The sequence below is a fragment of the Mesorhizobium sp. M8A.F.Ca.ET.218.01.1.1 genome (assembly GCF_004791165.1).
GTDB lineage: Bacteria > Pseudomonadota > Alphaproteobacteria > Rhizobiales > Rhizobiaceae > Mesorhizobium.
Map to the genome: position 1 here is coordinate 171,831 of NZ_SRUZ01000003.1, position 13,897 is coordinate 185,727.

The 13,897-nt window shown below is 63.6% G+C and carries 10 protein-coding genes and 1 pseudogene; 7 read left to right on the plus strand and 4 right to left on the minus strand.

Annotated elements, in window-relative coordinates:
• Nucleotides 1-4 precede the first annotated feature (4 nt).
• Genes EN861_RS11950 through EN861_RS11960 form a run of 3 tightly spaced genes read left to right on the plus strand, consistent with a single transcriptional unit; the run spans nucleotide 5 to nucleotide 4,973 of the window.
• The gene (locus tag EN861_RS11950) at nucleotides 5-1,483 is read left to right on the plus strand and encodes a HAMP domain-containing sensor histidine kinase (RefSeq protein ID WP_135863699.1); all 1,479 of its coding nucleotides are present in this window, start codon (nucleotides 5-7) and stop codon (nucleotides 1,481-1,483) included.
• Nucleotides 1,483-4,443: a bifunctional [glutamine synthetase] adenylyltransferase/[glutamine synthetase]-adenylyl-L-tyrosine phosphorylase gene (locus EN861_RS11955; RefSeq protein ID WP_135863701.1), complete on the plus strand. Its 2,961-nt coding sequence runs from the start codon at nucleotides 1,483-1,485 to the stop codon at nucleotides 4,441-4,443. Before EN861_RS11950 ends, EN861_RS11955 begins: the two co-directional genes overlap by 1 nt.
• Before the next feature lie 50 nt (nucleotides 4,444-4,493).
• Nucleotides 4,494-4,973 (plus strand): hypothetical protein, encoded by a 480-nt coding sequence (locus EN861_RS11960; protein ID WP_135863703.1) that lies wholly within the window; start codon nucleotides 4,494-4,496, stop codon nucleotides 4,971-4,973.
• 45 nt (nucleotides 4,974-5,018) lie between these two features.
• Here EN861_RS11960 and EN861_RS11965 read toward each other — a convergent pair whose 3' ends face one another.
• Nucleotides 5,019-7,340: a PAS domain-containing sensor histidine kinase gene (locus EN861_RS11965; protein WP_135863705.1), complete on the minus strand. Its 2,322-nt coding sequence runs from the start codon at nucleotides 7,338-7,340 to the stop codon at nucleotides 5,019-5,021.
• Nucleotides 7,341-7,622: 282 nt separating this feature from the next.
• Between EN861_RS11965 and EN861_RS11970 the strand changes: the two are divergent.
• Nucleotides 7,623-7,920 (plus strand): annotated as a pseudogene (locus EN861_RS11970) (type II toxin-antitoxin system RelE/ParE family toxin).
• Between the two features lies 1 nt (nucleotide 7,921).
• On the plus strand, nucleotides 7,922-8,221 hold the full coding sequence (locus EN861_RS11975) for an addiction module antidote protein (RefSeq protein WP_135863707.1): 300 nt from the start codon (nucleotides 7,922-7,924) through the stop codon (nucleotides 8,219-8,221).
• Between the two features lie 48 nt (nucleotides 8,222-8,269).
• Here EN861_RS11975 and pepN read toward each other — a convergent pair whose 3' ends face one another.
• On the minus strand, nucleotides 8,270-10,915 hold the full coding sequence (gene pepN / locus EN861_RS11980; RefSeq protein ID WP_135863709.1) for an aminopeptidase N: 2,646 nt from the start codon (nucleotides 10,913-10,915) through the stop codon (nucleotides 8,270-8,272).
• 149 nt (nucleotides 10,916-11,064) lie between these two features.
• On the opposite strand from pepN, the gene EN861_RS36640 reads away from it, so the two are divergent.
• A complete protein-coding gene (locus EN861_RS36640) occupies nucleotides 11,065-11,190 on the plus strand; it encodes a hypothetical protein (protein ID WP_272483014.1) in 126 nt (41 codons plus the stop codon).
• The gene (locus tag EN861_RS11985) at nucleotides 11,187-12,152 is read left to right on the plus strand and encodes a DMT family transporter (protein ID WP_135863711.1); all 966 of its coding nucleotides are present in this window, start codon (nucleotides 11,187-11,189) and stop codon (nucleotides 12,150-12,152) included. Before EN861_RS36640 ends, EN861_RS11985 begins: the two co-directional genes overlap by 4 nt.
• Here EN861_RS11985 and EN861_RS11990 read toward each other — a convergent pair whose 3' ends face one another.
• A complete protein-coding gene (locus EN861_RS11990; protein ID WP_135863713.1) occupies nucleotides 12,153-12,965 on the minus strand; it encodes a helix-turn-helix transcriptional regulator in 813 nt (270 codons plus the stop codon).
• Nucleotides 12,966-13,019: 54 nt separating this feature from the next.
• Nucleotides 13,020-13,889, minus strand: coding sequence for a uracil-DNA glycosylase (locus tag EN861_RS11995; RefSeq protein ID WP_127871358.1), 870 nt, complete (start codon nucleotides 13,887-13,889; stop codon nucleotides 13,020-13,022).
• Between the last annotated feature and the right edge of the window lie 8 nt (nucleotides 13,890-13,897).

Below are 13,897 nucleotides of genomic sequence, written 5' to 3' on the forward strand. Positions count from 1 at the left end.
CAGCATGGCTCTTTCCGTGCCCGCCATCATGAAGACGACGGCAGCGCGGCTTTCGGCGCTTTATTTCCTGCTTTTCGCGCTGTGCGCCGTGCTGCTGGTCTTCTACATGACGTCGCTGTCAGCGAGCATGCTGACCGGGCAGACGCAGGACACAATCAATGATGAGATAATAGGCTTGGCCAGCGCCTACAAAAAGGGCGGCTTGCCATTGCTGGTGCGTGTGGTCGAAAACCGCTCCCGCCAGCCTGGCGCCAACCTCTATCTGATCGCCGACACCAATGGCCAGATCCTGACCGGCAATGTGCAGGCTCTGGAACCGGGTGTGATCGATACCGAGGGCTGGACGACCGAGCCGTTCTCCTACAAGCGTTTCGGCGAAGGTGAGCTTGATCGTTTGCGCAGCGGAACGTCCGACCAGACGACGTCTCCTTCAACTGGCGACAACGCGGTGCAGGCTGAAGGCGAGAAGGGCCACAATGCCATCGCGCTGGTGCTGCGGCTGCCCAATCAGATGATCCTGCTGGTTGGCCGCGATCTCGGCGAACCGGAGCGTTTTCGCGCCGTTATCCGCCGCTCGCTGATGCTGGCGCTCGGCATGATGGGGCTCGGCGGACTGCTAATCTGGTTCTTTGTTGGCCGCGCCGCGCTGAAGCGCATCGACAGCGTGTCGGAGGCCAGCCGTCGCATCATGGGCGGCGATCTCAGTGGCCGATTGCCGGTTACGGGCACTGGCGACGAATTCGATCGGTTGTCCGAAAACCTCAATTCCATGCTGGCCAGGATCGCCACGCTCAATGAAGGCTTGAAACAGGTTTCCGACAACATCGCGCATGATTTGAAGACGCCGCTGACCCGGCTGCGCAACCGGGCCGAGGCGACGCTTTCTGGCAAGCAGAAGACGTCGGACTATCGGCAGGCGCTGGAGGGCACCATCGCCGAGTCCGACCAGCTGATAAAGACCTTCAACGCCATCCTGATGATCTCCCGGCTGGAGGCTGGATATTCTTCCGAGCACACCAACCGCGTCGATCTGGCGGCTGCCGTGCGCGATGTGGTCGAGCTCTACGAGCCGGTGGCCGAGGAGGCTGGCGTTTCGCTGGACGCCGAGGTGAACGGTGCTTTTGCCGTTGACGGCAACCGCGAACTGATCGGCCAGGCGCTCTCCAACATCGTCGACAATGCGATCAAGTACTCGACCGATGCCACGTCCAAGCCGGCGGTCCGCGTGGCGCTCGAACGCACGCATGGCGAGATCAGGCTTTCCGTCGCCGACAACGGCCAGGGCATTCCCGACGATGCCGATCGCGCCCGGGCGACGGAGCGCTTCGTGCGGCTGGAGAAAAGCCGTTCGCAGCCTGGTTCCGGCCTTGGCCTCAGTCTCGCCAAGGCGGTCATGACATTCCATTACGGCCGGCTTGACCTGTTGCCCGGCAATCCGGGACTATCCGTGGTCATGAGTTTCCCCACACGCGAGGACCACTGATGGCGGCCGTTGCCAAGCGGAGCAAGACAGACTGGTTGCTGAGCCTGGAAACCCCGCTTGTCCCGCTCGACGAGGGGCGGGCGCGGCAGGAACTGGCCGAAATCGCGGACGCAGCGCGCGAAGAAGGGCTGACACGGGCGGCCAAATTCCTGGCCGGCAAGGGGACGGCGCAGGATTTCCTGGCCGCCGTCTTCGACCTTTCGCCGTTCCTGCGCGATACGGCGCGCCGCCGGCCGCAAATCCTCGACGGCCTCTTCGACCTGCCGATCGAGGCCCGCCTGAAGGCGATCACCGCCGCGATCGACCAGGCGCCGCTGGCCGAAACGGTCTCGGAATCCGGCCTGATGATGGACCTGCGCCAGCATAAGGCTGAGGCGCATTTCCTGATCGCGCTCTCTGATCTCTCGGGCGAGGCCGAGACGTCGCTGACAGTAAGGCGCTTGAGCGATCTCGCCGACGCCTGCACCCGCGCGGCCGTCGATTTCCTCCTGCGTGACGCGCATGGCCAGGGCAAGCTCAGACTGCCAGACCTCGACAGCCCGTCGCATCAATCGGGCTGGATCCTGCTCGGAATGGGCAAGCTCGGCGCGCATGAGCTGAATTTCTCCTCCGATATCGACCTCGTCGTGTTCTTCGATCCGGAAGCGCCCGCCGTGGTCGATCCCCTCGACGCCACTGATCTGTTCTCGCGCCTGACGCGCCGGCTGGTGCGCATCCTGCAGGATCGCACCGAGCACGGCTATGTCTTCCGCACCGATCTGAGATTGCGTCCCGATCCCGGCTCGACCCCGCTGGCAATTCCGGTTGAAGCCGCGCTGCGCTACTACGAGGCGCGCGGCCAGAACTGGGAGCGTGCCGCGATGATCAAGGCGCGCCCGGTGGCAGGCGATCTGGCGGCGGGCGATGCCTTTCTCAAGGAACTCCAGCCCTATATCTGGCGCAAATACATGGACTACGCCGCGATTGCCGACGTCCATTCGATCAAGCGCCAGATTCATGCCCACAAGGGTCACGGCGAGATCGCCGTGAAGGGGCACAACGTCAAGCTTGGGCGCGGCGGCATCCGCGAGATCGAGTTCTTCGTCCAGACCCAGCAGCTCATCGCCGGCGGCCGCTTCCCGGAGCTGCGCGGCCGCGAAACCGTGCCCATGCTCGGTCAGCTCGCGGCTCGGGGCTGGATCACGTCAGATGCGCGTGACGCGCTCGCCCGCCAGTACTGGTTCCTGCGCCGGGTCGAACACGCCATCCAGATGGTGGCCGACGAGCAGACGCACACGCTGCCGGAAGACGATGAAGGGCTGGAGCGCATCGCCCGCATGCTGGGCTTTGCCGACGCGGCCGCTTTTGCCGGGGCGTTCCGTGCCTCGCTGCAGCAGGTCGAGCGCCATTATGCGGCGCTGTTCGAAACGGCGCCCGAGCTTTCGGCCGGCATCGGCAATCTTGTCTTCACCGGTGACGTCGACGACCCGAACACACTGCAGACCCTGCACGGTCTCGGCTTTCAGCGGCCAAGCGACATTTGCCGGGTCATCCGCGGCTGGCATTTCGGGCGCTATCGCGTCACCCAGTCGGCGGAGGCGCGCGAGCGGCTGACGGAACTGACGCCGGCACTGCTCAAGGCCTTCGGCCAGACACGCCGGGCCGACGAGGCGCTGGTCCGTTTCGACGAATTCCTTGCCGGCTTGCCGGCCGGCATCCAGCTGTTCTCGCTGTTGCAGTCGAACCCCGCGCTGCTCAAGCTGATGGCGACGATCATGGGCGCGGCGCCCCGGCTGGCGGCGATCATCACCCGCCGGCCGCATGTCTTCGACGGCTTGCTCGACCCGGCATTGCTGACCGAGCTCCCCGACCGTGCCTATCTCTCGGCGCGGCTTTCCGCCTTCCTCGAAGGCGACAGGGCTTATGAGGACGTGCTCGACCGGCTGCGCATATTTGCTTCCGAGCAGAAATTCCTGATCGGTGTGCGGCTGCTCGCGGGCTCCATCGATCCGGCCCGCGCCGGCCGCGCTTTCTCCGATCTGGCGGACCTGACAATCGCGGCGGCATTGGAAGCGGTGACCGCCGAATTCGCGGTGCGCCACGGCACGATCGCCGGCGGTGTGGTCTCGCTGCTCGGCATGGGCAAGCTTGGCAGCCGCGAGTTGACCGCCGGGTCGGATGTCGATCTCATCCTGCTCTACGATCACGATGCGGACGCCGAGGATTCCGATGGCGACAAACCGCTGGCGCCGTCGCATTACTACTCCCGCATGACGCAGCGGCTGATATCGGCGGTATCGGCGCCGACGGCGGAAGGGGTGCTTTACGAACTCGACCTGCGTTTGCGGCCGTCCGGCAACAAGGGACCGGTCGCCACCCATATCGATGCCTTCAAAAAATACCAGCGCCAGGAAGCCTGGACCTGGGAACACATGGCCCTGTCGCGGGCGCGTGCCATCGCCGGTGATGATGGCTTGTGCGGTGAGGTCGAGGCGGAAGTTGCCGCGGTGCTTGGCCAGTCGCGCGATGCGGCAAAGGTGAGGGCCGAGGCCTCGGAAATGCGTGCCATGATCGAGCAGGAAAAGCCGCCCCGCGACCTGTGGGACATCAAGCTGATCCCGGGCGGTCTGATCGATCTCGAATTCATCGCCCAGGTGGCTGTCATCAGCGGGCAGGTCGAGGCCGGACCGCGCGCCACCGGTACGGCCGAGATCCTGTCTCGCCTGACGCCCCGTTTCGCCAATGCCGCGATCAGGCAGGACCTTGGCGATGCTTACGCCCTTTATCTGGCGCTGACCCAGATGACGCGGCTGTGCCTTACCGGACCCTTCGAACGTGACGACGTTCCGCCGGGGCTTTCGGATCTGCTTCTGGCGGTCAGCGACCTGCCGGATTTCGGTGTGCTGGAAGCACATCTCAAGGAGACGTCGCAAAAGGTCAGGAAGGATTTCGACCTTTTGCTTCGGGCCGGGGGTTCGTGACCAACGACCATCCGGCCGCATCGGGGGTGACGATGCAACAGGAGAAAATCATGAGAAAGACAATCAAGCTCGCACTTGCCTTCATCGCCCTGGCCGGAGCCGTCGGCGGCGCCGCCTATGCCGAGAATGTCGACAGCGCAAATATGCGTCAGCGCACCATGATGCGGCTCGACAAGGCGATGAAGGACAATGACGGCACCATTACCTTCGATCAGTTCTCCAATGTCATGGACGCGCGGCTCAAGAAGCTTGTCGCCGACAATGGCGGCAAACTGACTGTCGCTCAACTCGCCGACGCGCTGGAGAAGGCACGCTTCGAACGCATGGCCAGGCGCATCATCGCCCGTTACGACAGCAAGGGCGACGGCACGCTGACCGCTGATAACATCAGCGGCCGCGAGAGGAAGCTTTTCGCCGTGCTCGACAAGAACAATGACGGCAAGATCGAGAAGGGCGAACTGCCGAAGCGCGGCCGCTTTGGCCATGACCGCCAATGGGATCACGAAGGCAACGACGGCGGCCTGCAGTAGGATTGGTTGATGCGGGCTCCGACATCGTCGGCCGGAGCCCGTCGCTCAGGCCGCGGCCTTGACCGCCGTTGGCGCCTTCTTCACGGGAATGCGCACCGAGACGATCGTGCCGACACTCTCGGTGGAACGGATCTTCAGGGCACCGCCCTGCAACTCGGCCAATGAGCGTGAAATCGCAAGGCCAAGACCGGAGCCGGCATGGTTCTTGGAAAACTGGTTCTGGACCTGCTCGAAAGGGCGCCCCAGCTTGCCAAGCGCTTCCTTCGGGATACCGCAGCCATTGTCCTCGATTGTCAGCACCAGCGCGCCTGACGTGTTGCGGGCCCTGACCGATATGTGGCCGCCCTGGCCGGTGAACTTCACCGCATTGGACAGGAGGTTGATAACGATCTGCTTGATCGCCCGGCGATCGGCGAACAACGTCAGCGCGTCCGCGATACGCGTTTCCACGGTGATCGCCTTCTGCGCCGCCTGTAGCGACACGACACGCACCGTCTCGCTGATCAGCGGACCGAGATCGATCTGCTCCTGGTCCAGCGAGAACTGGCCCGCCTCGATCTTGGACATGTCGAGAATGTCGTTGATGACGCCAAGCAGGTATTTGCCGCTGCTGTTGATATCGGTGGCGTACTCTTCGTAACGCTCCGAGCCCAGCGGGCCGAACAGCCCCTGTTCCATCAGTTCGGAGAAGCCGATGATGGCATTGAGCGGCGTGCGCAGTTCATGCGACATGTTGGCCAGGAATTCGGATTTGGCCCGGTTCGCCGCTTCGGCGCGCTCGGTTTCCTTCATGTATTTGCGGTTGAGGTCGACCAGTTCGCGCGACCGTTCCTCTTCGGCCCGGCGGGCAAGGCTGAGATCATGGATGGTCGCCATCAGCCGGCGCTCGCTGTCGACCAGCTTTTCCTGATGCAGCTTGATCTGGGTGATGTCGGACCCCACCGAGACGATGCCGCCGTCCCTGGTCCTGAGTTCGTTGACCTGCAGCCAGCGGCCGTCGGACAGCTGCCGCTCGAACGTGGCGCCGCCCTGCGGGCCATTGGTGTTAACAAGCCGGCGTTCCGAAGCAAAGGCCAGCATCCGCTCTTCCAGGGACGCGCGCGTCACACCTGGCATTACGTCGCGATCCGAGAGCCCGTTGTCCTGCTGGTATTTGGAATTGCACATGATCAGGTGCTGAGCCGAATCCCAAAGCACGAAGGATTCATTGATGTTCTCGATCGCGGTCCTGAGGCGAAGATCGGCCGCTTCGGAGCGCAGCGCCAGATGCCGTTGCTCGGTGACGTCGACCGCGATGCCGATCAGCTGGATCTCCGGCGCTTCCGGATCCATGACCTGTGCCCGGGCGCGCATCCATACCCATTGGCCATCGGCATGCCGCATCCGGAACACCTGGTCGATATGATCGATCTCGCGCGCGACGATCCTGTTGGCGAGTTCGAACAGGTCGCCGTCCTCGGGATGGATGATCTCGTCGACCTCGCCGAAGGACAGCATCGTCTCGCAGGGCTCGTAGCCGAGCATGTCGTACATCGAGCGTGACCAGTACATCTTGCCACGCACCATGTCCCAGTCCCAAAGGCCGCAGCGGCCGCGCACCAGCGCCATGTCGATACGCTGATGTGCCTCGAGATAGATGCGGTCGGCTGCCTGCGCGCGCGCCGCCTGTCCGAAATAGGCATAGAGGATGATGATCAGCACGCCGGCCGTCAGCACGAACAGGGTGACGTTGAGCGAGACTGTCTTGCGCCAAGTGTCGAAGACCGCCTCTTGCGGCACAAGCGCCGCGGCGGCTCCCTTCCTGTCCTTGGACAGGCTGACCGCCGCGTACCAGTCCTGACCGCCGATGTTGACCTCCATGACACCGGCGCGATCGCCGAACATGAACAAAGGCTGGCCGCCCTGGACGAGGCCGTCGAGCGAATGGCCTTGCCAGGGCACCGAACGCGGCGTCACCGCGGTGATCCTGAAGGCACTGTCGGTGACGACCAACACGTGGCTGCGGCCCATCGCGCCCTGGCGGCTGGTGGTCTCCAGCAGGTCCTGGGTGGCGCCCGGCAGCGTGTCCGACGTGGTGGCGAGCGAACTGGCGAGCTGCGCGGCGGCCAGCGTCAGGATCGCCTTGGCATCGCGCTCGACATCGTCGCGCTCGTTCATCAGCGAGAGCACACGCAGCGCCGCGATGACGAGCAGGAAGATGACGATGAGGGCCGGTATCGACCGGCGCAGCAGCGGTTCAGCCGCAAGAAGCCGCTTGTAGGCCGGTTCGGCGATGAGCCGCGTATTCCCGGCAAGGCCGTCGCTGCGCGTCTCGCGACGCGCAAAAGCCATCCCACCGGGCGCGCCCCACGCGTCCGCCTTCGCCATAAATGGCACTCCCCGATTTCCAGTATGCCGCATTTCTATGTGCTGGTGACCCGGCAACACCGCACTTCCGAATCGCCATTAAAGAATCAAAGGTGATTCGCCTTGTCCAGTGGTCCGGCGAAAAAAGATTAAAAATCGACTTAAATAATGCTGAATCGACCCAATGCCCTTTTTGAGCGCGACCCTATGGCGAGGGCTATGTGACAGAAGGCGAGTCGGATAAGAGCGGACCGATCCTTGAGCTTTCCTTGACGGGATGTAGTTTATAAACTACAAATCCCTATGATCGATCTAAAGCAGACCGAAACGTTCCGAAAATGGTGGATGCGGCTAAAGGATGAGCGCGCTCGTGGCGCGATCTTTGCCCGGCTTGACCGTCTTGCTTATGGGCATCCGGGAGACGTTGAGCCTGTGGGAGAGGGGATAAGCGAGTTGCGTATCCACCATGGCCCCGGCTTACCGCGTCTATTTTCAGAAGCGGGGCAACACGATCATCGTCCTCCTGTGCGGCGGTGACAAAGGCACCCAGAAGAAGGACATCAAGACGGCGAAACGTCTGGCACAAGAATGGAGCGAATGAGATGGCTGAGAAACTGACGACCTTTGATCCGGCTGAAGGCCTGACCTCCGATGAGGTGATTGCGGCATTCATGGCGGAAGCGTTTGCTTCCGAAGATCCTGGCTATATCGCGCATGCGCTGGGTGTCGTTGCGCGCGCTAAGGGCATGGCCCAAATAGCGAGCCAGACGGGACTTTCGCGTGAACAGCTTTATCGCTCGTTCAGTGAGAACGGCAATCCGACACTAAAAACCACGATTGCAGTGATGAAGGCCCTTGGAATCGAGTTGACCGCAAAGGCACAGCCCCATCAGTCGGTTTGATAGGCGCCGGGCACAGGAGAACTCTCCCATAGGCAGCGGAGTCTGCATTCACGCCAACGTGCGCTCGACGATATCGCGCAGATCCGCCGAGAGGTTTTCGGCATTGGCGATCGAAACCAGCGCTTCCCTGGCCTTGGCCTGCCGGCCCGGTTCGAGCGAACGCCAGGACCTGAGCGCCGTCGCCAGCCTTGCCGCCACTTGCGGGTTGCGTTTTTCGACCTCGAGCACCGTCTGCGTGAAGAAACGGTAGCCTTCCCCGTCGGCGCGGTGAAAGCCGGTCTGGTTGGCGCTGGAGAATGTGCCGATCAGCGAGCGCACCCGGTTCGGATTGCCCATCGAGAAGCCCGGATGAGCGGTCAGGGAGCGGACCGTGTCGACAGCCTGCGGCCCCGGCACGCCGGCCTGGATCTGGAACCATTTGTCCATGACCAGCGGGTCGGACGCATATGTCTTTTCGAAAGCCGCCAGCGCTATTTTCGCCTCCGGCGATCCGTGGTGACGATGCGCGAGCACTGCCAATCCGGCCGCGCGGTCGGTCATGTTGGTCGCGGACTGGAAATGCCCGGCCGCCAATGCCGATCCACCGGGCAGCAGCGAGAGATAATCCAGCAGAATGTTGCGCAAGGCGCGTCGTCCCGCGCTCGCCGCGTCGGGGCTGAAAGCGGTCTTGTCGGCAAGGCTGTCATAGAGGCCGGAAAATATCTCGCCGTTAGCCGTGGCGATCGCCAGCGCTAGCGCCTGGCGAGCTGAATGGATGGCGTCCGGATCGATGTTCTTGCCGATGTCACGCGCGATGTCGGCGTCGCCGGGCAGCGCCAGGGCAAGGGCCCGATAGGCTGGCTCCAGCGTCTCGTCGCTGGCGATGTTGCCGGCAAGCTCGGTCAGCTGTGAGGCGAAGTCCGGCTGTTTGCCGCCGAGGGTCTGGCGGAAGGCCGCGATCAGTGCATCGGTGAGCAGGGTGTTGAAGGCCTGCCAGCGCGAGAAGGCGTCGTTGTCATGGCGAGCGAGGAAGAACTGGTCAGCCGCCTTCTGCTCGACCGACAGCGTCACTGGTGCCGAAAAGCCGCGGTTGAGTGACACCGCCGGTCGTTCGGCAACGCCGGAAAAGCGCACCATGTGACGGCGCTTGCGGACATGGATGACACCGTCCTCGACGCTCGCGCCCTCGACGCCGCTATAACAGACAGGTTTGCCGCCGGCGCCGATCAGCCCAAAGGCGAGTGGTATATGCATCAGCCGCTTGCGGCTTTCCGACGGTGTCGGCGGCACCGACTGCTCGATCTCGAGCGTGAATTCCCGCGCGGCAGGATTGTGCGTCGAACTCACGGTCAGGTTGGGCGTGCCCGCCTGGTGATACCAGAGCGCAAATTGTGAAAGATCGCGGCCGGACGCCTCCTCGAACACCTTGATGAAGTCCTCGATGGTCGCGGCTTCACCGTCGTGGCGTTCGAAATAGAGGTCCATTCCCGCGCGAAAGGCCTCGGCCCCGAGAATGGTGCGGATCATGCGCACCACTTCGGACCCCTTTTCGTAGACCGTCGCCGTATAGAAATTGTTGATCTCGCGGTAGCGGCGCGGCCGCACCGGATGCGCCAGCGGTCCCTGGTCCTCGGGAAACTGGTGGGCGCGCAGCGTGCGCACTTCGGCGATGCGCTTGACCGCGCGCGAGCGCTGGTCGGCGGAGAACTCATGATCGCGGAAGACCGTCAGCCCTTCCTTCAGGCAAAGCTGGAACCAGTCGCGGCAAGTGATTCTGTTGCCTGTCCAATTGTGGAAGTACTCATGCGCGATGATCGCCTCGATATTGGCGAAATCGGCGTCCGTCGCCGTCTCCTGGTCGGCCAGGACGTATTTGTCGTTGAAGATGTTGAGGCCCTTGTTCTCCATCGCGCCCATGTTGAAGTCCGACACGGCGACGATGTTGAAGACGTCGAGGTCGTACTCGCGGCCAAACGCCTCCTCGTCCCATTGCATCGACCGCTTCAGCGCGTCCATCGCATAGCCGGCGAGCGCCTCCTTGCCGGGCTCGACATAGATGCCGAGCTCGACCTTGCGGCCGGACAAGGTCACGAAACTGTCGGCGACCTGGCCGAGATTGCCGGCCACCAGCGCGAACAGGTAGGACGGCTTGGGGAAGGGGTCGTGCCAGCTGGCATAGTGCCGGCCATCGGCGAGATCGCCGCTCTCGACCGGATTGCCGTTGGACAGGAGCAGCGGCGCCTCGTCGCGCCGCGCCTCGATCCGCACCGTGTAGACGGACAGGATATCGGGGCGGTCGAGGAAGTAGGTGATGCGGCGAAAACCCTCCGCCTCGCACTGCGTGCAGTAAACGTTGTTCGAACGGTAAAGGCCCATAAGAGCTTCATTGCCGGCAGGCGCCAGTTCGGTTTCGATCAGCAGCTGGAAACGACGTGCGGCCGGCGGCTTGAGCAGCGTCAGCTGGTCGGGGCTCGCCAGCAGATCCGCCGCTTTCACCGTCTTGCCGTCGATCTCGACGCGCTTCAGCGTCAATCCATCGCCGTCGAGCACCAGCGGAGCCGATTCCGATATGCCCTCGCGGCGCTCGACGGTCAGTATCGCGGTGACGACCGTGGCCTGCGGCGAAAGACGGAAGTCAAGGTTGGTTTCCGGAATGAGGTAGTCGCTGGGGCGATAGTCCTCGAGTTTGAAGACCTGGCCTGTGTCAGTGCGCATTCCCTGGCTTTTCCTGTCTTTTCCGGGGACCGGACATGGTTTGACTGGTCCAAAAAATTCAAAGTCCGCGCTCTTTACACGAAACACACCCTCGACAAAACTGCGGCAGAGCCTAATTCAGGCCTTCCTTTCGTCGTCGCGAGGCAGTCATGACCGCCGTCACACCGAAATTCGGGATGGGCGCTTCCGTTCGGCGCGCCGACGATCTCCCGTTCTGCCATTTCGAGACCCGCAACGTGCCCTCGACGGCGGGCAGAGATGCATTGCCGAAGTGACATCAGGGGCCGGGGCGCAACCAGAGACGACGGGCGGCCACGGCACGCTGAGAGGCATCGTGCTGAAGATCGTCTCCGTGACGGTCTTTGTCGGCATGCAAACCTGCATCAAGGCGGCAGGCGACGTGCCAGCCGGCCAGATCGTCTTCTTCCGTTCCTTCTTCGCCATCTTCCCGATCATCGCCTTCCTGGCATTGAAAGGGCATCTGGCCACCGCTTTCGCCACGAAGCGTCCCTTCAACCACATCGCGCGTGGCGTCGTCGGCGTCGGTGCCATGGGGCTCGGCTTTTTCGCGCTTACCAGGCTGCCGTTGCCTGAGGCGATCACCCTGAACTATGCACAACCGCTGCTGGTCGTGGTGTTCTCCTCGGTCTTCCTTGGCGAGACGATCCGCGTCTATCGCTGGAGCGCCGTCGCGATCGGCCTCATTGGCGTGCTCATCATTTCCTGGCCGGAGCTGACGCTGCTCAATTCGGATGAAGGGCTCGACGACCAGGAGGTGCTGGGCGTCATGGCCGCGCTGATGGCCGCGGCAATCTCGGCTGTCGCCATGCTGCTCGTGCGCAATCTCGTGCAGACGGAGAAGACCGCCACCATCGTGCTGTGGTTCTCGTCGACGGCAAGTGTGCTCTCGCTGCTGACGCTGCCCTTCGGCTGGCAATCGCTGACGCCAACGCAAGCCGCGCTGCTCATCATGGCAGGCTGTTGTGGCGGCCTCGGCCAGATCTTGATGACCGCGGCCTATCGCCATGCCGAAGCCTCGGTCGTGGCGCCTTTCGAATACACCTCCATGATCCTTGGGATCGTGGTTGGCTATCTCGTTTTCGGTGACGTGACCTCGTCCGGCACGCTGGTCGGTGGTGCGATCGTGGTGGCCGCCGGCATCTTCATCATCTGGCGCGAACGGCAACTGGGTCTGGAACGCACCCGCACCCGCAAGGCGGCCCTGCCGCAGGGGTGATCAGGACCGTTCCGACCGCTCCTTTGCCAGGCGTACCAGCGCCGCCCGTGTCTGCTCATCGGCCGGGAAAAAGGATTCGATCGCCAGTTCCGACAAGGTCACATCCAGCGGTGTGCCGAAGACCGTGATGGTGCTGATGAACGACAGCACCTGATCGCCATGGGCAAGCCTCAGCGGATGGACGATCGCATTCGGCTCGACCGGCGCCGGCCGACTGCCCTTGAGGCCTGAAGGATAGCCGCGCAGTTCGCGCTCCAGTTCGACCAGCACCGGATCGCCGGTGGCATCGTTCTGGTGCTTGAGACGCTCGATCAGGTGCGTGCGCCATTCCTGCAGGTTGACGATGCGTGGCGCGATGCCGCCGGGGTGCAGGCTGAGGCGAAGCACGTTGACCGGTGGTGTCAGCAGCGAAGCCTCGCCGACATCGGCAAGGAAAGGGGCGATCGCGGCATTCGCCAAAACCAGGTTCCAGTGCCGGTCCACCGCCAGCGCCGGAAATGGCTCATGCCCCTTGAGTACGGTCTCGACCGCCGCCATCGCCGGCGCCAGCGTCGTATCGGTGAGCGGCCGTTCGCCGAAGCTGGGCGCAAAGCCCGCGGCCAGCAGCAACTGGTTGCGTTGCCGCAGCGGGATCGCCAGTTGCTCGGCCAGATGCAGCACCATGTCGCGCGAGGGTGCGGCGCGTCCGCTTTCGACGAAGGAGAGATGCCGCTGCGAAATTTCGGCCTCCACGGCGAGGTCGAGCTGGCTCATGCGGCGGCGCGTGCGCCATTCGCGGATGAGACTGCCGGCGGAGGTCTGCGAGCTTGTCATGGCCGCATGACTAGGCCGACGCTGAAGGCATTTCAATTACCTGCGAGGTCATCGCTAGCCGAGCGCCCGCAGCTTCGCCTTCACCTCGAGAAAGTCCCGCCATGCCAGCTTCTTGTGCGCGGGCGTCCGCAAGAGATAGGCCGGATGCAATGTCGGCATGGCCGGAATGGCAATGCCGGACGCCGTGGTGTGGACGCGCCAGTTGCCGCGCAGCCGCAGGATACCTTCCGAGGTGTTGAGCAAGGTCTTGGCCGATGGACCGCCGAGATTGATCAGCACCTTGGGATTGACCAGTTCGATCTGACGCTCGATGAACGGCCGGCAGATTTCCGTCTCGTGCGGCGTCGGCGTGCGGTTGCCGGGTGGCCGCCAGGGAATGACATTGGCGATGTAGGCCGAGTTGCGGTCAAGACCGATCGCGGCCAGCATGCGGTCGAGCAGGCGGCCCGAGCGGCCGACGAAGGGCAGGCCTTCAATGTCCTCGTCACGGCCGGGGGCCTCACCGACCAGCATGACAGCGGCTTGCGGGTTGCCGTCGGCGAATACGAGGTTCTTGGCGGTGGCCTTGAGATTGCAGCCCTCGAAAGCGGCCATGTGCTGGCGCAGCTCGTCCAGGGACACTGCCGCGGTCGCCAATTGGCGCGCCAACGCAGCCTGCGCCTCGTCGGGCACGGCCGAGGTCGGCGGGCGCGGGGCCGGAGCATCCGGCACGGCGCGCGCATCGAATCGCGGCGGAGCAGCGGGCGGCTCCGGTGCGCCGCTTTCGCGTGGCGTCGTCGTCGGCATCCGCTCCGCCGGCTTCGGCGCGGCCTCCGCGAACCGGTTTACCGGCGCATCCTCCAGAGCCTCGTCCACACCCACGCTGGCATAGAAGGCGAGCAGATCGGCAAGATCGACCGGATTGTTGGGAGAGGCGGCAGTCATGGCCGCAC

Bases quoted from the DNA above. Each gene is read 5' to 3' on its own strand.
- EN861_RS11975 (WP_135863707.1), top strand. From the start codon at position 7,922: ATGGCTGAGAAACTGACGACCTTTGATCCGGCTGAAGGCCTGACCTCC.
- EN861_RS11955 (WP_135863701.1), top strand. From the start codon at position 1,483: ATGGCGGCCGTTGCCAAGCGGAGCAAGACAGACTGGTTGCTGAGCCTG.
- EN861_RS36640 (WP_272483014.1), top strand. From the start codon at position 11,065: ATGACCGCCGTCACACCGAAATTCGGGATGGGCGCTTCCGTTCGGCGC.
- EN861_RS11990 (WP_135863713.1), bottom strand. From the start codon at position 12,965: ATGACAAGCTCGCAGACCTCCGCCGGCAGTCTCATCCGCGAATGGCGC.
- EN861_RS11960 (WP_135863703.1), top strand. From the start codon at position 4,494: ATGAGAAAGACAATCAAGCTCGCACTTGCCTTCATCGCCCTGGCCGGA.
- EN861_RS11965 (WP_135863705.1), bottom strand. From the start codon at position 7,340: ATGGCGAAGGCGGACGCGTGGGGCGCGCCCGGTGGGATGGCTTTTGCG.
- EN861_RS11950 (WP_135863699.1), top strand. From the start codon at position 5: ATGGCTCTTTCCGTGCCCGCCATCATGAAGACGACGGCAGCGCGGCTT.
- pepN (WP_135863709.1), bottom strand. From the start codon at position 10,915: ATGCGCACTGACACAGGCCAGGTCTTCAAACTCGAGGACTATCGCCCC.
- EN861_RS11995 (WP_127871358.1), bottom strand. From the start codon at position 13,889: ATGACTGCCGCCTCTCCCAACAATCCGGTCGATCTTGCCGATCTGCTC.